Source organism: Microbacterium rhizosphaerae, assembly GCF_034120055.1.
Classification (GTDB): Bacteria; Actinomycetota; Actinomycetes; order Actinomycetales; family Microbacteriaceae; genus Microbacterium; species Microbacterium rhizosphaerae.
On the sequence record NZ_CP139368.1, the window covers coordinates 2,713,220 to 2,729,610 of the forward strand.

A 16,391-nucleotide genomic window follows, 5' to 3' on the forward strand; every position below is an offset into this window, starting at 1 on the left:
TCAGCGCCTGCGGCCGAACACGAAGTAGGCCGCAGGCCCGATCCAGTTGACCAGGATCACGGGAACCCACAGCCCTTTCCGACCGCGGACCTCGCTCGGCGCTCGACGGGCGAGGTCGACATACGCCCACACGGCGAGAGCGAGCTGCACCACCGCCCCGACGGCGATTCCGGCCTGCCGCCCCCGCGACAGTTCCGAGAACTTCTTCGCACCGCTGGTCATGGTGCTCCTCCCCTGGTCTCCATCGACATGGGAAGACGGACCCCCGGCTGCTGCGTCCGTCCGTACCCCCGCCGGGACTCGAACCCGGACTGAAGCGATTTTAAGTCGCCTGCCTCTGCCATTGGGCTACGGGGGCGCAGCATCCCGCGCAGAAACACGGATGCCGCAGGCTCATCCTCTCAGACGAGCCTGCGGCGTCCGGTGAAGCCTACTGGGCGGCGGCCTTCGCGGGCGCCTTCTTGGCCGCCGGCGCCGTGGCCGGCGCAGCGGCAACGGCCGATGCGGCAGCGGCCGATGCGGCAGCGGCCGATGCGGCAGCGGCGGGGGCCTCGGGAGCCGGCGACTCGACGGGCTGCGGCGGGCGGGGGCGCGCGGCGAACTCCTCGAAGACGTAGCGGGGGTTCTGCACCGTCTCGAGGTTCACCAGGTCGCGGCCGAGCCAGAAGTTGTTCCACCAGCCCCACAGCACGCGCCACTTGCGCTCCCACGACGGCATCGCCAGGCCGTGGTAGCCGCGGTGCGCGAACCAGGCGATGAGCCCCTTGAGCGCGAAGTTGCCGGACTGGAACACGCCGTCGTACAGGCCGAGGCCCGCGACCGCGCCGAGGTTCTTGTGGTAGTACTCGCGCGGCAGCTCGCCCCGCAGCACAGCGACGAGGTTCTTCGCCAGCAGCTTGGCCTGACGGACGGCGTGCTGGGCGTTCGGGACGCAGTAGCCGCCCACGCCGCCGCCGCTGAGATCCGGGACGGCCGAGACGTCGCCGGCGGCCCAGGCGCCCTCGACGATCTCGTCCTCGGTGCCGACGCGCAGGTCCGCGCGGGTCTTGATGCGGCCGCGCTCCTCGACGGGGAGATCGCCACCGCGCACGACGGTCGGGTTGGCCATGACACCGGCGGTCCAGATGATCAGGTCGGTCGGGATGACCTCGCCGGTCGACAGCTGCACGTTGCCGTCCACGGCACCCTGCACCTGCGTGTCGAGGTGCACGTAGGCGCCGCGCTTGGCGAGGTCCTTCAGCACCCACTCGCTGGTCTTCAGCGAGACCTCCGGCATGATGCGGCCCATCGCCTCGATGAGGTGGAAGTGCGTGTCGTCGAAGGTCAGCGTCGGGTACTTCGACACGAGCGACGAGGCGAGCGAGCGCAGCTCGGCGAAGACCTCGATGCCGGCGAAGCCGCCGCCGACCACGACGACGGTGAGCAGGCGGTCGCGCTCGGGTCCGCGGGGCAGCGAGGCCGCCTTGTCGAAGTTCGACATCAGGCGATCGCGGATCGCGACGGCCTCTTCGATCGTCTTCAGGCCGATCGCGTTGTCGGCGATGCCCGGGATCGGGAAGGTGCGCGACACGGCACCGGCGGTGACGACGATCTGGTCGTACTCGTGCTGCCATGGCTCACCCATGGGCGGCGTGATGGTGGCGACCTTGTTGGCGTGGTCGATGCCGGTCACCTTCGCGGTCACGACCGTGGTGCGCTTGAGGTGACGGCGCAGGGCCACGACCGAATGGCGCGCCTCGATCGATCCGGCCGCGACCTCGGGGAGGAACGGCTGGTAGGTCATGTAGGGCAGCGGGTCGACGATCGTCACCTCTGCCTCGCCCTTGCGAAGATGCTTCTCGAGCTTCCACGCGGTGTAGAAACCCGCGTAACCACCACCGACGACAAGGATCCTGGGCACGCTCTTAGTCACAGGGGGAGAACTCCTAGAGATCAACGGCTCGGCGAGCGAGGGGTGCGCGCCGATCGGATGCGTCGGACAGCAGCGGTGACGCCGAGCGCTACCAGTATACCGACCGCGGTGAGGGCGACGAGCGGCAGGGTCCCGTACAGGAGGGTGCCCTCCGACGGGAGGAGGGCCGACGGACGGCTCGCGGCATCCGCCGGCGGCAGCGGAGGCACCGTGTAGGTCGTCGCATCCCGAGTCGGCTGCGGGGTCGACGCTGCGCGGCGGTAGAGGTGCACCCAGTCCGAGAGGCTGCCCATGGGGTTGGTCTCGACGGACGGGACGGATGCCGACACGGCGGCCGCGGCATCCACCAATCCGTAGCCGTAGAGCGGGTCGGGCGTCTTCGCGCCCGTCGCGGGGTGAGCGGTCTTGATGATGCGCTCGATGACGTTGTTCGCGTCGAGATCGGGATGCGCAGCCCGGACGAGCGCGACGATGCCGGCCACGATGGGCGCGGCACCGCTCGTGCCGCTCCACTGGACCAGGCGGCCGTCGGCCGAGACTCCGAGCAGCTGCTCGCTCGGCGCAGAGACCCCGATCGTGATGCCCTGCGTCGACGCCTCCAGGCTCGCCTTGCCCTCCGGGTCGAGGCCGGCCACGGTGAGCACGCCCGGAATCGTCGCCGGGGCGCCGACGCGAGTGGTGCCGCTCCCCCGGTTGCCCGCGGCGACGACCACGACGACGTCACGGTCGAACGCGTACTGGAAGGCGGTGTCCCAGCTCGGATCCCAGTCGAGCGTGTTCGTCGTGAAGGAGAGGTTGATGACCTTCGCCCCGTGATCGACCGCCCACCGCATCGCGTCGGCGACCTGCTGGGTGAACGACACGCGCGACGTGGCGCCGAATCCGACGGAGATCGAGAGGATGTCGGCTGCCGGCGCCACCCCGATCATGCCGTCGCCGTTTCCCGTGCCGCGCGCGGCGGCGAGGGATGCGACCCAGCTGCCGTGGTTCGCGTCGACGGCGCCGACCGGGGTGCGGCCGTCGGCGGCGCCCACGCCGGACACATCGGTACCGCCGACGACGGCACCGTCCAGCTCCGGCGCGTGCCCGACGCCCGTGTCGATGACCGCGATCTTGACGCCGGCGCCCTGGGACGTCTGCCAGGCGGTGCGGATGCCGTAGGCATCGAGCCAGTATTCGGCGCTGCGGACGCGATCGGTGGGATCGTCCGGGACGGGCGGCGGCGCCGCGCCCGTCAGCACGAGCACCGCCACGGCGCTCGCCACGAGCGCGAGAAGCGCTCGCCTCATCCGGTCGCCCCGCCCGATGCCGGCGCGGCCGTGAGGGATCCCGGAGTGGCGCAGACGCAGCGCGCGGGCGACCAGGTCGAGCGTGCCAGCGCCAGATCGCCGATCGGGTTGACGCCCGGTCCCGCCGCGAGCGCGTGGCCGGCCAGGGCGTGCAGGCACTTGACGCGGGTCGGCATCCCGCCCGCCGAGATCCCGTCGATCTCGGATACCTCGCCGTACTGCGCCCGGTCGGCCAGATAGGCCTCGTGCGCCGCGGCGTACGCCGCCTGCAGCTCGGGATCGGAATCTAGCAGCTCGCCGAGCTCGCGCATGACGTGATCGGCCTCGAGCGACGACATCGCCGCCGTCGCCGCGGGGTGGGTGAGGTAGTAGAACGTCGGGAAGGGCGTGCCGTCGGGAAGACGCGGTGCCGTGGCCACGACCGTCGGGTTGCCGCACACGCAGCGGGCGGCGATGCCGACGACGCCGCGCGCGGGCCGGCCGAGCTGCTCGCGGAGCACCTCGAGGTCGGCGTCTTCCACCGGGGCGAAGGGGGGCGTGGTCACCCGGAAAGGCTACCGGCCGCGGCTGGACTCTTCCCGGAAACCGTGGCGCGACGTCCCGGTCAGCCCACGGGGGCCGCCGTCTCCGAGACGCCGGCGGCGGTGACGGATCGCACGAGCTGCGACATCCAGTCGGTGTGCGTCTGCTCCACCTTCGCGCTGACCTTCTGCTGCTCGCGCGGCTGCGAGGCAGCGGGGAGGTCGTTGTCGACGAGGAAGACGACCTCGCCGGGCTTCACGTAGTACAGGCGCGCGCGGGCCTGGGTCGTGATGTAGGCGGGGTCCTTCCAGCGCTCGCGCTCGCGCTCGAGCTCGGCCACCTGGCCCTTGGTCACCTGCACGGCATTGCGAACGGATGCCAGCTGCTGCTGCTGCTGCGCGTAGGTGCCGATCGTCGGCACGAGCACGAAGACGCCCAGGACGACCAGTCCCAGCATGATCGCCGCGAACCCCGAGACGCGGATGCCGCCGAGCCAGCGCCCCACGTCGACCCGGGTGCGGGCCGGCGGGCCGCCCGCCACAACGCCGGAAGGGGAAGACGTCCGTTCTGCCACGTCTCCCCCTCCCGTCGTCGCGGGTGTCCCCGCGTCAGCCCTTGAAGCGCCGGAAGGCCGAGCGGCCCGCGAACTCCGCCGCGTCGCCCAGCTCCTCCTCGATGCGCAGAAGCTGATTGTATTTCGCGACGCGCTCGCTGCGAGCGGGCGCGCCGCTCTTGATCTGACCCGAGTTCACCGCGACGGCCAGATCGGCGATCGTGGTGTCCTCGGTCTCGCCCGAGCGGTGCGAGAACATCGTCGTGTAGCCCGACCGGTGGGCGAGGTCGACCGCATCCAGCGTCTCCGACAGGGTGCCGATCTGGTTGACCTTCACGAGCAGCGAGTTCGCGACGCCGAGGTCGATGCCGCGCGCGAGTCGCTCCGGGTTGGTGACGAAGAGGTCGTCGCCGACGAGCTGCACCTTGGCGCCGAGCGCGTCCGTCAGCGCCTTCCAGCTGTCCCAGTCGTCCTCGGCGAGGGCGTCCTCGATCGTCACGATCGGGTAGGCGTCGACGAGGCCGACGTAGTAGTCGGTCAGCTCCGCGGCGGTCCAGTCCTTGTTGTCGAGCCGGTAGACGCCGTCGTTGAAGAACTCGGTGGCGGCGACATCCAGGCCGAGGGCGATGTCGGAGCCCGGCGTGAAGCCGGCCTTCTCGATCGCTTTGACGAGGAAGTCGAGGCCCTCGCGGTTGCTCGGCAGATCCGGGGCGAAGCCGCCCTCGTCGCCGAGGCCGGTCGCGAAGCCGGCGGCCTTGAGCTCGCCCTTCAGCACGTGGTAGGTCTCGGCACCCCAACGCAGGGCCTCGGCGAAGGTCGACGCGCCGATCGGGGCGAGGAAGAACTCCTGCATGTCGATGCCGTTGTCTGCGTGCTCGCCGCCGTTGATCACGTTGAACAGCGGCACGGGCAGGACGTGGGCGTTGGGGCCGCCCACATAGCGGAACAGCGGCAGATCGGCGCTGTCGGCCGCGGCCTTGGCGACCGCCAGGCTGACGCCGAGGATGGCGTTGGCACCCGTGCGGGACTTGTTCTCGGTGCCGTCGGTCTCGATGAGGATCTCGTCGATGATGCGCTGCTCGCTCGCGTCGACGCCCTCGATGGCGGGGCCCAGCTCGTCGATGACGGCGTCGACGGCCTTCAGGACGCCCTTGCCGCCGTAGCGGCTCTTGTCGCCGTCGCGGAGCTCGTACGCCTCGAACGCGCCGGTCGACGCGCCGGACGGGACGGCAGCGCGCTGGACGACGCCGTCGTCGAGCAGCACCTCCACCTCGACGGTCGGATTGCCGCGCGAGTCCAGGATCTCGCGCGCGTTGACAGCCTCGATAAGTGCCACGGAGGACTCCTTGAGTTGGGTGAGGGGTTGCTCGGAGCGTCGTCGGTCCGGGTTCGAGTCTAGTGATCGGCGCTGGCGGCCCCCATCGGATGTCGGACGCCCGGCTGATGGGCGGCTCAGGGCTCGAGTGCGTCGTCGTAGCCCTCGACCACGTCGGTCAGCACGGCGATCGCCACACCGTCCCACCCTTTGCGGTCGAGTGTCTGCAGGGCCGTCGCGTCGAAGCGCGGGTCGGCGCCCAGCATCTCGAGGCCCCGCCGGACGCCCTCGATCTGCGGCGTCGACGCGGCCGGGTCGGCGACGTCACCGCTGCGGACGGTGTTGTCGACGACGACGACCGTGCCCGGGTGCCCCAGCCGGGCCGCCCACTCGAGGTACAGCGCGTTGGACTCCTTGTCGGCGTCGATGAACACGAGGTCGTATGGACCGGTGAGCGTCGGCAGCACGTCCTCCCCGCGACCGATCCGGATCTCGACCTTCTCGCCGACGCCTGCGCGGTCGATGCTCGCGCGCGCCACCGACGCGTTGACCGGCTCGGCCTCGATGGTGGTCACGAGACCGTCATCCGGGATGCCGCGCGCCATCCAGATCGTCGAATAGCCGCCCAGTGTGCCGATCTCGAGCACGCGACGCGCGCCGCCGATCCGCGCGAGGAGGTTCAGGAGCTTTCCCGAGACCGGGGCGACCTCGATCGCCGGCAGACCGGCGGCCTCCTGCTCGGCCACCGCGTGCTCGAGGGCCTCGTCGTGCCCCACGAGCGTGTCGGTGAAGTATGCGTCGACGCGGCGCCAGTTCTCCGGGGTCAGCTCGGTCATGCCCCCAGCGTCGCGTGCCGTGCAGCCACCGTCAAGCGCGCACCGTCAAGCGCGCACCGTCAAGCGCGCACCGTCAAGCGCGCACCGTCAGCCGCGCGCGACCGCGGCTCGCTCCACGAGCGCCTGCAGCAGCCCGGCACCCGTCTCGGCGTCCGGAGCGGTCACCACGAAGATCCGGCCGCTGCGCCGGGAGACCTCGATGGCCGGACCCGTGCGCAGGACGACGCCGAAGCGGCCCGGGAGGTAGCGGATCCCCCAGCCGCCGAAGTCGGCCATCGGGGTCACGGTCGTCGCACGCGCGGAGACGACCTCGCCCAACGGCACGTGGAATCGCGGGATGCCGATGGCCGAGATGACCGTGAGGCCCGTCCCGTCGACGCGCAGGTGGAAGACGAGCGTCGTCGCCGCAGCGGCGATCAGGACCAGCGTCACGACGCCCGTGATCCACGCGGCGGCGGGCTCCGCGGTGAAGGCGAGCCAGATCGTGAGGGCCGCCACGGCGACCATGACGGCCGTGATCGCGATGACGGCCGGGCGGGACGCGGTGGTGGTCTGCATCCACACCGCGCGTTCGCCGCGCGCGAGCGAGACCGGCGTCGAGGGCAGGGTCGGTGCGCCGGACTGCTCCTGGTGCGGCTGCACGAACCATCCGATGACGCCGGCGACGGCCGCCGCGGCGAACGACACGAGGAGGGGCACCGTGACGGGCGGCGCCTGCACCGCCGCGTCGAGACCCGCCTGCATCGCGAAGGTCCACGTCATCAGCACCGCGGCGAGCACGGCGAGCGCGAGGGCGAGCGCGCCGAGGAAGCGGAAGGCGGCCCCGCGGTGGCCGCGGCGGAGACCGGGATGCACCGTGACGGCGATCAGCACCGGAAGCAGCAGTCCGAACAGGATCGTGAGGACGGGCGACACCCAGACGGGTCCGAAGCCGTTGGGATGTCCGCCCGCGCCCCAGTGGATCGCGATCGGGTCCGGCATGTGCGGGATCAGCACGAGCTGCACGATCACGGACGCGAGAGTGAGGATGACCGGAAGCACCAGCGCCACGAGCACGAAGCGCGAGACGGCGCGGTCGCCGGCGGCAGAGCGGTCAGCGGTCACGGGTGGCCTCCTTCACGAGGGACGACAGGGAGTCGGGCGAGAGCCCGAGGGCGCGGGCGCGGGCGGCCAGCGCGCGAACATCGCGGTGGAGGGATGCGAGGGATGCCGCGGCATCCGTCACGACGGCACCGCGGCCGCGCCGCATGTCGAGGAGCCCCTCGTCCCGCAGCTCCTGGTAGCCGCGGAGCACCGTGTGCACATTGACGCCGAGCGCCGCGGCGACGTCGCGTGCCGCGGGCAGCCGATCGCCGGGGGCAAGGCGTCCAGCCGCGGCATCCGCCCGCACCGAGTCCGCGATCTGCGCGAACAGCGGCGCGTCGGTGTCGGGGTCGATGCGGATGAGCATGCACTTATTCTATAAGAAATAGAACAGTTTCAGGCGCCGGCGAGCTCCTCCAGGGCGGCCGCGATGCGCCGCTCCCGCGTGTCGCTGCGCTTGGCCTCCGTGACGCCGCGGGCGACCTCCTTACGCCGCGTGAACGACAGGGCGTCGAACGCAGCCCGCAGGCCCGCGGCATCCAGCGCCGTCGCGAGGTCCGAAGGAACCTCGACCTCGCGCTCCGCGACGTCGAGGTCGACCGTCGCATCCACCTCGTCACCGATCTCGACGCCGAGCTGCGCCCGCGCGGCCTTCGACATGCCGATGAGGTTCTTGCCGTCCATGACGCCCAGGCGCAGGCGGGCGGTGTTGCCGCCGATGCCGACGATGACCGCGGCACGTCTTCCGCCGCCGAGCTCCTCGACCTGGTCGTCGGTCAGCTCGAGGGCCGTCGCGGGCCCGAAAGGCACGAGGACAGCCTGGATGCGCAGCGTCATGCACCCATCCTCCCGCACGAGCCGGCCGCAGTCACGGGCAGGCTAGAGTTCGGCCGTGACATCCCCCGCGCTGCACCGCCGCCTCGGACTGGGCGACGCCGTCTTCATCGGCCTCGGCTCGATGATCGGCGCCGGCGTCTTCGCCGTCTGGGCACCCGCCGCCCAGGCCGCGGGTGCGGGCCTGCTCGTCGGCCTCGCGATCGCGGCTGTCGTCGCGTTCGGCAACGCGACGTCCTCGGCGCAGCTCGCGGCGGCTCACCCGACGTCCGGCGGCACCTACGCGTACGGTCGCGCCGAGCTCGGCCCGTGGTGGGGCTTCGTCGCCGGGTGGGGCTTCGTCGTCGGCAAGATCGCCAGCTGCGCGGCCATGGCCCTGACCTTCGCGGCGTACGTCGCCCCGCCCGGCGGGGAGCGGCTCGTCGGCATCGCCGCCGTGATCGTGCTCACCGCGGTCAACTGGTTCGGCGTCACGCGGACAGCGGGGGCGGCGCGGGTCGTCGTCGTCGTCCTCGCCGCCCTCGCGGTCGCCGTGTCGGCGGCCTTCGCGGGCGGTGCGGCATCGGGAGGGCTCTCCGCTGGGTCGCTGTGGTCCGGCGGGCTCTATGGCATCCTGCAGTCCGCCGGACTGCTGTTCTTCGCCTTCGCGGGGTACGCCCGGATCGCGACCATGGGCGAGGAGGTGCGCGATCCGCGCCGGGTCATCCCGCGTGCCATCGTCATCGCTTTCGCGGTCGCACTCGTGATCTACGCCGTCGTGGCCGTCGCCGTGCTGAGCGCACTGGGACCGGCGGCCGTCGCCGCCTCCGCTCAGCCGGTCGCCGACGCTGCGGCGCACTCCGGATGGGCGTGGGTCGACATCGTCGTGCGCGTCGGGGCGGCTGCGGCCTCCCTCGGCGCCCTCCTCGCCCTCGTGGCTGGTGTGAGCCGCACGACCTTCGCGATGGCGCGCGAGGGCGACCTCCCGCGATACCTCGGCGCGGTGCATCCCCGGTGGCACGTGCCGCACCGCGCGGAGGTGTCCGCCGCCGTCGTCATCGTGATCCTCGTCGCGTCGGTCGACCTGCGCGGCGCCATCGGGTTCTCGTCGTTCGGCGTGCTGCTGTACTACCTCGTCGCCAACCTCGCCGCGTGGCGGCAGCACGGCGACGCGCGCCGCTACCCCCGCGCGCTGCAGGTCGTCGGCGCGGCGGGATGCGTCGTCCTGGCCGTCACGCTGCCATGGCCGTCGGTCGTCGCCGGAGCGATCGTCGCGGCGATCGGAATCGCGTACCGAGGGATCCGGCTGCGGGTCAGCCGAGCGGCTTGAACGCGAGGTCGGTGTCGCCGGCCGCGACGGTGGCGAACTGCGTGTAGCCGTCGGCCGCCGAGCGCTCCAGGAGCCCCTTGAGGTTCTTCGTGCGCTGCTCGAGGCGCACCCGCGCGCCGGCGGACACGAGCGCGGCCTTGTGCGCGACGAGCTCGGCGATGGGCACGTCACGGTCGTGCACGAGCACGATCGCGCGCGCGCTCGCATCCTCGGTCGCAGCGACGAGGTCGACGATCCGCTCGAAGCCGATCGAGAAGCCGACAGCCGGCACGTCCTGCCCGAGGAAGCGCCCGATCATGCCGTCGTAGCGCCCGCCGCCGCCGAGCGAGTAGTCGACGGAGGGGTGCGCGAGCTCGAAGATCGTGCCGGTGTAGTACCCCATGCCGCGCACGAGGAAGGGATCGAAGACGAGCGGGATGTCGCCGCCCTTCGACAGGCTCAGGGACCGGTGGTCCTCGGACAGACCGCGCGCGGCGCCGACGGCCTCGCCGATGCCGACGAGGTGCGCGACGACGTCGTCGGGAGCACCCTCGGGCAGGGCCTTGCGGACCTGGCGCTCGCCGTACGGGTGGTACTCCATCGTCATCGGACGCAGGAGGAACTCCTCGAACGCGTCCACGGCCGACGCCGTCGCCCCGCGCTCGCGCAGCTCGGCCGCGACGCCCTCGGCGCCGATCTTGTCGAGCTTGTCGATCGTGATCAGCACGCCCGGGCGCTCGTCGGCACGGAAGCCGAAGCTATCGAGCATCCAATCGAGCGCCCGCCGGTCGTTGATGCGGATGTCGCCGCCCTCGAGCCCCAGCGCATCGACCGTGTCGAGCGTCGCGACGACGAGCTCGGCCTCGGCGCGAGCCGAGGCATCCCCGATGACGTCGATGTCGCACTGCACGAACTGGCGGTAGCGACCCTTCTGCGGACGCTCCGCGCGCCACACCGGCGCCATCTGGATCGACCGGAACACCGTCGGCAGCTGTCCGCGGTTGGTCGCGTAGAACCGTGCGAGCGGCACGGTCAGGTCGTAGCGCAGTCCGAGGTCGGTGAGCTCGGACGGCTGCTCGGCCGCGGCGCGGATGGCGTCCGCATCCAGTCCCCGCTTGAGGACGTTGTACGCGAGCTTCTCGTTGTCCGCGCCGAGCCCGGCGTGCAGGCGTTCGTACTCCTCCATGACGGGCGTCTCGATCTCGTCGAACCCGTGCGCGCGGTAGCGCTCGCGGATGACGGCGAGCACGCGCTCGCGCCGGGCCTTGTCGGCAGGGAGGAAGTCGCGCATGCCGCGCGGCGGATTGACGGATGCCACGGCACCATCTTTTCAGGTCCTTGACATTCAAGTGATTCCTTGAATAATCGATGTCATGCCGATGCCGACCCAGACGTTCGCGGCGATCGGGGATCCGGTCCGTCTGACGATCGTCGACCGGCTCGCCGAGTCGGATGCGACGGTCGGCGAGCTCGCGGGTCTGTTCGAGATCTCGTTCCAGGCCGTGTCGCAGCACCTCGACGTGCTCGAACGCGCCGGCGTCATCTCGCGGCATCGCGAGGGCCGCACGCGCCGCGTGCGCCTGCATCCGGAGCCGCTGGACGAGGCAGCCGCATGGATGGACGCCCGCCGACGCCGTCTCGAGGCCCGCTATGCCCGGCTCGACGACGTTCTCGCCGCGCTCGCGACCTCCGCACAGACCGACCGAATCGACGAAGGAGAACCGCATGGCCACCCATGACATCCAGAAGCCCGGCCTCACCGCTCATACGCGGACGGGCGAGCAGAGCATCTTCCACCGGCGCGAGTTCGATGCGCCGGCCGCGCTCGTGCAGCGGGCGCACACCGAGGGCGACCTGTTCACCCGATGGATGGGCCCGAAGGGCACGACGGTGCGGCTGGACCGCTTCGACGCGCGGACGGGCGGCGCCTTCCGCTACGTCGTCGAGGCGCCGGGCGGCGGCGCGTGGGCGTTCCGCGGCGCGTACCACGAGGTCTCCCCCGGGCTCGTGGTCCACACGTGGGAGTACGAGGACGAGCCCGGCCCGACCCTCGAGACGCTGCGGTTCGTCGATCTCGGCGGCGGTCGCAGCGCGATCGAGGTGACGTCCACCTACACGTCGAAGGACGCGTGCGACGCGATGCTCGCATCCGGGATGGATGCCGGCATGGACGAGGACTTCGAGCGGCTCGACGCGGTGCTCGCGGGCCTCTGACTCACGCCTCGGCGTCGCGGATCTCGCCCTCCAGAGCCCGGAGCCGCTCGCGCAGCGCGCGCTCGGCATCCCAGCCGTTCGCCCGCGCCGTCGCCACGAGCGCGAGGAGGGACTCGCCGAGATCCTCCTCGGAGGGCGCGGGCGGGCCGTCGACCCCGATCCCCACCGAGGCCGCCTTGCCGAGGAGCTTCTGCGCGAGTGCGAGGGACGGCATCCGCTCGCTCACCCCGTCGAGGACGCTCGTGCGGGTGCTCTTCTCCGCCGCCTTGGCCGCGTTCCACAGGACGAGCACCTCCGCCGGCGTCGTCGCGACCGCGTCGCCGAAGACATGGGGGTGCCGGCGCACCATCTTGTCGGTCAGCACCCGTGCCACGTCGTCGATGTCGAAGGGGTCGTCGGGGTCGCGCGATGCGATCTCGGCGTGGAACAGCACCTGCCAGAGCAGATCGCCGAGCTCCTCGCGCAGGTCCGCGCGGGAGCCGTCCTCCACGGCGTCGATGAGCTCGGCGCTCTCCTCCGCCAGGTACGGCACGAGGTCGCGGTGCGTGATCTGCTGGGTCCAGACGCAACGGTCCCGGACGGTGCGCATCGTGTCGGCAGCATCCCGCAGCGGATCGGTCATGGCGTCTCCTCTCTGGTGCGGTAGTGGCGCGCGCGCCACGAGACGAAGGCTCCCGCCAGCACGAGGGCGAGCAGCGAGCCGGCCAGCACGCCGAGGATCGCACCGTCGCGCAGGGCGGCGTCACTCGCGAACGCGAGGTTCGCGAGCAGCAGCGACACCGTGAAACCGATGCCGCCCAGGGCTCCCGCGGCCAGCAGGTCGCCCAACGGCATCCGGTGGCCGCCGAGCACGCGCTGGGCGATCCATCCCCCGGCTGCGATGCCGACCAGCTTGCCGACCGGGAGCGCGACGAACACCGCCCAGAACACCGGCGGCAGTCCCGCACCCTTCGGCAGGGGCACGAGCGCGGCCGAGAACGCGAAGAGCGGCAGCACCAGTCCGTTGATCCACGGCTCGAGCGCGTGCCGGGTGCGCAGGGCGCGATCCTGCGCCATCGCCAGGCCGAGCAGCACGCCCGCGATCGTCGGATGCACCCCCGACACGAGGACGAGCACCCACGTCGCCACCGCAAGCGCGATCAGCCCGATCGTCAGGGGTGCGCGGTGCCGCGTCTGCACGCGCGAGAGGATCGCGAACAGCACGACGGCGAGGAACGCCAGCGCCAGCATCCCGATCTTCAGATCCGTCGCGTACAGGACCGCGATGAGCACGATCCCCACGATGTCGTCGAGGATCGCCAGCGCGAGCAGGAACACGCGGACCGATGACGGCAGCCCCCGCCCGAACACCGCCAGCACGCCGAGCGCGAAGGCGACGTCGGTCGCCGTCGGCACCGGCCAGCCCGATGCCGCCGCGGTTCCGGCTGTCATCGCGAGGTAGATCCCCACCGGGATGACGACTCCGCCCGCCGCAGCGATGGCGGGCTGGACCGCGCGACGGATGCTGCGCAGCTCCCCCCGCGTCAGCTCGAACTGCAGCTCCACCGATACTGCGAAGAAGAAGAAGACGAGCAGGCCGTCCTGCACCCAGTGCGTGAGCGACAGGTCGACCGCGCCGAAGCCGACGTGAAGGTGCGAGAGCTCGATGACGTCGTGGCCGATCGGCGTGTTGGCGACGACGAGACCGGCGACGGCGGCGATCAGGAGGAGGATCGCGGGGAACCGCTCCGAGCGAAGGAGCGACGGCTTCGCCTCGGAGTCGGACTGCACGCGCACAGCCTATCGACGTGTGTGACACCGGAAGGTCGGTCGATTCGAAGCCGTTCCGCCGCGCATATACCGTGGAGCCATGCGCGAACCCACCCCCACCGAAGCCATCGACCTCGTCGGCCGATACGAGGCGGGTCAGCGGATCCCCGAGCAGATGCGCGCCGACGTGCGCGTGCTCGGCGCCCTGCTCGGCCGTGTGCTGCGTGAAAGCGGATCCGCCGGACTGTACGAGGATGTCGAGCGCCTGCGCGTCGCGACCATCCAGGCATACACCGACGAGACGCCCGAGGCCTTCGCCCGCGCCGCGAAGATCGCCGACTCCTTCACGATCGCCCGCGCGGATGAGGTCGCCCGCGCCTTCACGGTGTACTTCCACCTCGCGAACCTCGCCGAGGAGCAGCAGCGGGTGCGCGTCCTGCGCGAACGCAACAGCCGGGTCGACCGCGACGACCCGGGCGACTCGATCGCCGCGGCCTTCACGCACCTCGCGACCGAGGTGGGCGACGAGACCGCTCTGGCTCGACTGCACGCCCTGCGCTTCCACCCCGTGTTCACCGCCCACCCGACCGAGGCCCGCCGCCGCGCGGTCTCGAGCAGCATCCGGCGCCTGTCGACCCTGCTCGCGGAGTACGACGCCCTGGCCGAGGGCGGCGCCGACAAGCGCCGGGCCGAGCGCCGCCTCCTCGAGGAGATCGACACGCTGTGGCGCACCGCGCCGCTCCGGCCGGAGAAGCCGGCGCCCACCGACGAGGTGCGCGCCGTCATGACCGTCTTCGACGACACGCTGTTCACCGCGGTGCCGCACGTCTATCGCCGGGTCGACGACGCGCTGCAGGGCCTCGCGGCCGGAGCGCGCGCGCCGATCGTCCGGCCGTTCGTGCGCGTCGGCTCGTGGGTCGGCGGCGACCGCGACGGCAACCCGTTCGTGACCGCATCCGTCACCCGCAAGGCGGCGGGCATCGCCGCCGAGCACGTCCTCCTCGGCCTCGAGACCGCGACGAACCGCATCGGACGCGTGCTCACGCTCGACGAGGCCGTCACGCCGCCGAGCCCCGAGCTTCTCGCGCTGTGGCGCCGGCTGCGCGATGCCGATGAGGATGCCGCGGCGGAGGTCGCGAAGCGCTCCCCCGGTGAGCCGCACCGGCGGATCCTGCTCCTGCTCGCCCGCAAGATCCGGGCCACCCGCACGCGCGACGCCGACCTCGCATACCGCGACCCCGAGGACCTGCTCGCGGATCTGCGCGTGGTGCAGTCCTCACTCGCCGCCGCCGGCGCGGCACGACAGGCCTACGGCCACCTGCAGCAGCTCATCTGGCAGGTCGAGACGTACGGGTTCCACCTCGCCGAGCTCGAGGTGCGCCAGCACTCGGCCGTGCACGCCAAGGTGCTCGCCGAGCTGGATGCGGGCGACCCGCCGAGCGCGCAGACCGAGGAGGTGCTCGAGGTCTTCCGCACGATCGCGGCGCTGCAGCGCCGCTACGGCCCGCGCGCGGCCGGTCGGTACATCGTCTCGTTCACGCAGTCCGCCGACGACCTCGCGAACGTGCACCGCCTCGCCCGCCACGCGGTCGGCGCCGACGGCACGCCGCCGGTCCTCGACGTCATCCCGCTGTTCGAGACGTTCGCCGACCTCCAGGCCGCACCCCGCATCCTCGCCGAGATCGTGCAGCACCCCGAGTTCGCCGCGCGCCTGGATGCCACGGGCCGCCGGCTCGAAGTCATGCTCGGATACTCCGACTCGTCGAAGGACGTCGGGCCCGTCGCGGCGAACCTCGCGCTGTACGTCGCGCAGGAGGCCATCTCGGCGTGGGCGCGTGCCGAGGGCATCGAGCTCACCCTCTTCCACGGCCGCGGCGGCGCCCTCGGGCGCGGCGGCGGGCCGGCGAACAGCGCGATCCTCGCCCAGCCGCCGCACTCGGTCGACGGGCGCTTCAAGCTGACCGAGCAGGGCGAGGTCATCTTCGCCCGCTACGGCGACCCCGCCATCGCGATGCGCCACATCGACCAGGTCGGAGCCGCGATCCTGCTCGCCTCATCGCCCGAGATCGAGCAGCGCAACAGCGCGGCGGCCGAGCGCTACGCGGACGTCGCAGCGACGATGGATGCCGCCTCCCGCGACCGCTTCTTCGCGCTCGTGAAGGCGCCCGGCTTCGCGCCGTGGTTCGCCACGGTCACCCCGATGGAGGAGCTCGGCCTCCTCGCGCTCGGCTCACGGCCGGCGCGGCGCGGGCTGTCGGTCGAGTCCCTCGAGGATCTGCGCGCGATCCCGTGGGTGTTCGCCTGGACGCAGGCGCGCATCAATCTCGCCGGCTGGTTCGGCCTGGGCACCGCCCTCGAGGCCGTCGGCGACCCGGAGCGCCTGAAGACCGCGTATGCCGAGTGGCCGCTGTTCCGCACGATGATCGACAACGTGGCGATGAGCCTCGCGAAGGCCGACGCCCGCATCGCCCGCCGCTATCTCGACCTCGGCGACCGCGACGACCTCGCAGACCTCGTCATGGCGGAGATGTCACTCACCCGCGCGTGGGTGGAGCGGGTCACGGGCGCCGCAGACCTGCTGGAGAACAAGCCGGTCCTGCAGCGTGCCGTCAAGCTGCGCAGCCCCTATGTGGACGCCCTCTCGCTGCTGCAGCTGCGCGCCCTGCGCGCGCTGCGCGATGCACCGTCGGATGCGCCCGAGCCGGATCCCGAACTGCAGCGACTGCTGCTGCTCTCGGTCTCGGGTGTCGCCGCGGGCCTGCAGAACACCGGCTGACCGCTGTGCCCGCGACCGCC

The 16,391-nt window shown here is 71.8% G+C and carries 17 protein-coding genes and 1 tRNA gene; 4 read left to right on the forward strand and 14 right to left on the reverse strand.

Annotation, left to right across the window (positions count from 1 at the left end; all coding sequences use genetic code 11):
• From SM116_RS12315 to SM116_RS12365, 11 genes are all read right to left on the reverse strand, one after another.
• Positions 1–222, reverse strand: a complete 222-nt coding sequence (locus tag SM116_RS12315; RefSeq protein WP_320941273.1) for a PLD nuclease N-terminal domain-containing protein — start codon at positions 220–222, stop codon at positions 1–3.
• A gap of 63 nt (positions 223–285) precedes the next feature.
• A tRNA-Leu gene (locus SM116_RS12320) sits at positions 286–358 on the reverse strand.
• A gap of 72 nt (positions 359–430) precedes the next feature.
• Entirely contained in the window at positions 431–1,900 is a 1,470-nt protein-coding gene (locus SM116_RS12325) for an NAD(P)/FAD-dependent oxidoreductase (RefSeq protein WP_320941274.1), read from the reverse strand.
• 32 nt (positions 1,901–1,932) lie between these two features.
• Positions 1,933–3,201, reverse strand: a complete 1,269-nt coding sequence (locus SM116_RS12330) for a S8 family serine peptidase (RefSeq protein ID WP_320941275.1) — start codon at positions 3,199–3,201, stop codon at positions 1,933–1,935.
• A complete protein-coding gene (locus SM116_RS12335) occupies positions 3,198–3,746 on the reverse strand; it encodes a DUF501 domain-containing protein (RefSeq protein WP_320941276.1) in 549 nt (182 codons plus the stop codon). Before SM116_RS12335 ends, SM116_RS12330 begins: the two co-directional genes overlap by 4 nt.
• A gap of 59 nt (positions 3,747–3,805) precedes the next feature.
• Positions 3,806–4,297, reverse strand: coding sequence for an FtsB family cell division protein (locus SM116_RS12340; protein ID WP_320941277.1), 492 nt, complete (start codon positions 4,295–4,297; stop codon positions 3,806–3,808).
• Positions 4,298–4,331: 34 nt separating this feature from the next.
• On the reverse strand, positions 4,332–5,612 hold the full coding sequence (gene eno, locus SM116_RS12345) for a phosphopyruvate hydratase (protein WP_320941278.1): 1,281 nt from the start codon (positions 5,610–5,612) through the stop codon (positions 4,332–4,334).
• A gap of 116 nt (positions 5,613–5,728) precedes the next feature.
• Positions 5,729–6,427, reverse strand: a complete 699-nt coding sequence (locus SM116_RS12350) for an O-methyltransferase (protein WP_320941279.1) — start codon at positions 6,425–6,427, stop codon at positions 5,729–5,731.
• Positions 6,428–6,514: 87 nt separating this feature from the next.
• Positions 6,515–7,531 carry a DUF1648 domain-containing protein gene (locus SM116_RS12355; RefSeq protein WP_320941280.1) on the reverse strand — a complete coding sequence of 339 codons (1,017 nt, stop codon included), beginning with the start codon at positions 7,529–7,531 and terminating at the stop codon, positions 6,515–6,517.
• Entirely contained in the window at positions 7,521–7,877 is a 357-nt protein-coding gene (locus SM116_RS12360) for a GntR family transcriptional regulator (RefSeq protein WP_320941281.1), read from the reverse strand. Before SM116_RS12360 ends, SM116_RS12355 begins: the two co-directional genes overlap by 11 nt.
• A 29-nt stretch (positions 7,878–7,906) precedes the next feature.
• Positions 7,907–8,347, reverse strand: coding sequence for a YdeI/OmpD-associated family protein (locus tag SM116_RS12365; RefSeq protein WP_320941282.1), 441 nt, complete (start codon positions 8,345–8,347; stop codon positions 7,907–7,909).
• A 55-nt stretch (positions 8,348–8,402) separates the two neighbouring features.
• On the opposite strand from SM116_RS12365, the gene SM116_RS12370 reads away from it, so the two are divergent.
• Positions 8,403–9,653, forward strand: a complete 1,251-nt coding sequence (locus tag SM116_RS12370) for an APC family permease (RefSeq protein ID WP_320941283.1) — start codon at positions 8,403–8,405, stop codon at positions 9,651–9,653.
• Here SM116_RS12370 and SM116_RS12375 read toward each other — a convergent pair.
• Entirely contained in the window at positions 9,637–10,923 is a 1,287-nt protein-coding gene (locus SM116_RS12375) for a histidine--tRNA ligase (RefSeq protein WP_320944170.1), read from the reverse strand. The two genes, SM116_RS12370 and SM116_RS12375, sit on opposite strands and share 17 nt — an antisense overlap.
• Positions 10,924–11,005: 82 nt before the next feature.
• Here SM116_RS12375 and SM116_RS12380 point away from each other — a divergent pair, with 82 nt between their 5' ends.
• Both SM116_RS12380 and SM116_RS12385 read left to right on the forward strand, forming a co-directional pair.
• Positions 11,006–11,371, forward strand: coding sequence for an ArsR/SmtB family transcription factor (locus SM116_RS12380; RefSeq protein ID WP_320941284.1), 366 nt, complete (start codon positions 11,006–11,008; stop codon positions 11,369–11,371).
• Positions 11,358–11,846, forward strand: coding sequence for an SRPBCC domain-containing protein (locus SM116_RS12385; RefSeq protein ID WP_320941285.1), 489 nt, complete (start codon positions 11,358–11,360; stop codon positions 11,844–11,846). Before SM116_RS12380 ends, SM116_RS12385 begins: the two co-directional genes overlap by 14 nt.
• 1 nt (position 11,847) lies before the next feature.
• Here SM116_RS12385 and SM116_RS12390 read toward each other — a convergent pair whose 3' ends face one another.
• Positions 11,848–12,468 carry a nucleoside triphosphate pyrophosphohydrolase gene (locus tag SM116_RS12390; protein WP_320941286.1) on the reverse strand — a complete coding sequence of 207 codons (621 nt, stop codon included), beginning with the start codon at positions 12,466–12,468 and terminating at the stop codon, positions 11,848–11,850.
• Positions 12,465–13,616 (reverse strand): Na+/H+ antiporter NhaA, encoded by a 1,152-nt coding sequence (locus tag SM116_RS12395; RefSeq protein WP_320941287.1) that lies wholly within the window; start codon positions 13,614–13,616, stop codon positions 12,465–12,467. Before SM116_RS12395 ends, SM116_RS12390 begins: the two co-directional genes overlap by 4 nt.
• Before the next feature lie 79 nt (positions 13,617–13,695).
• Between SM116_RS12395 and SM116_RS12400 the strand changes: the two genes are divergently transcribed.
• The gene (locus tag SM116_RS12400) at positions 13,696–16,371 is read left to right on the forward strand and encodes a phosphoenolpyruvate carboxylase (protein WP_320941288.1); all 2,676 of its coding nucleotides are present in this window, start codon (positions 13,696–13,698) and stop codon (positions 16,369–16,371) included.
• Positions 16,372–16,391 lie beyond the last annotated feature (20 nt).

Bases quoted from the DNA above. Each gene is read 5' to 3' on its own strand.
- SM116_RS12315 (WP_320941273.1), bottom strand. From the start codon at position 222: ATGACCAGCGGTGCGAAGAAGTTCTCGGAACTGTCGCGGGGGCGGCAG.
- SM116_RS12330 (WP_320941275.1), bottom strand. From the start codon at position 3,201: ATGAGGCGAGCGCTTCTCGCGCTCGTGGCGAGCGCCGTGGCGGTGCTC.
- SM116_RS12350 (WP_320941279.1), bottom strand. From the start codon at position 6,427: ATGACCGAGCTGACCCCGGAGAACTGGCGCCGCGTCGACGCATACTTC.
- SM116_RS12360 (WP_320941281.1), bottom strand. From the start codon at position 7,877: ATGCTCATCCGCATCGACCCCGACACCGACGCGCCGCTGTTCGCGCAG.
- SM116_RS12365 (WP_320941282.1), bottom strand. From the start codon at position 8,347: ATGACGCTGCGCATCCAGGCTGTCCTCGTGCCTTTCGGGCCCGCGACG.
- SM116_RS12375 (WP_320944170.1), bottom strand. From the start codon at position 10,923: ATGCGCGACTTCCTCCCTGCCGACAAGGCCCGGCGCGAGCGCGTGCTC.
- SM116_RS12380 (WP_320941284.1), top strand. From the start codon at position 11,006: ATGCCGATGCCGACCCAGACGTTCGCGGCGATCGGGGATCCGGTCCGT.
- SM116_RS12385 (WP_320941285.1), top strand. From the start codon at position 11,358: ATGGCCACCCATGACATCCAGAAGCCCGGCCTCACCGCTCATACGCGG.
- SM116_RS12390 (WP_320941286.1), bottom strand. From the start codon at position 12,468: ATGACCGATCCGCTGCGGGATGCTGCCGACACGATGCGCACCGTCCGG.
- SM116_RS12400 (WP_320941288.1), top strand. From the start codon at position 13,696: ATGCGCGAACCCACCCCCACCGAAGCCATCGACCTCGTCGGCCGATAC.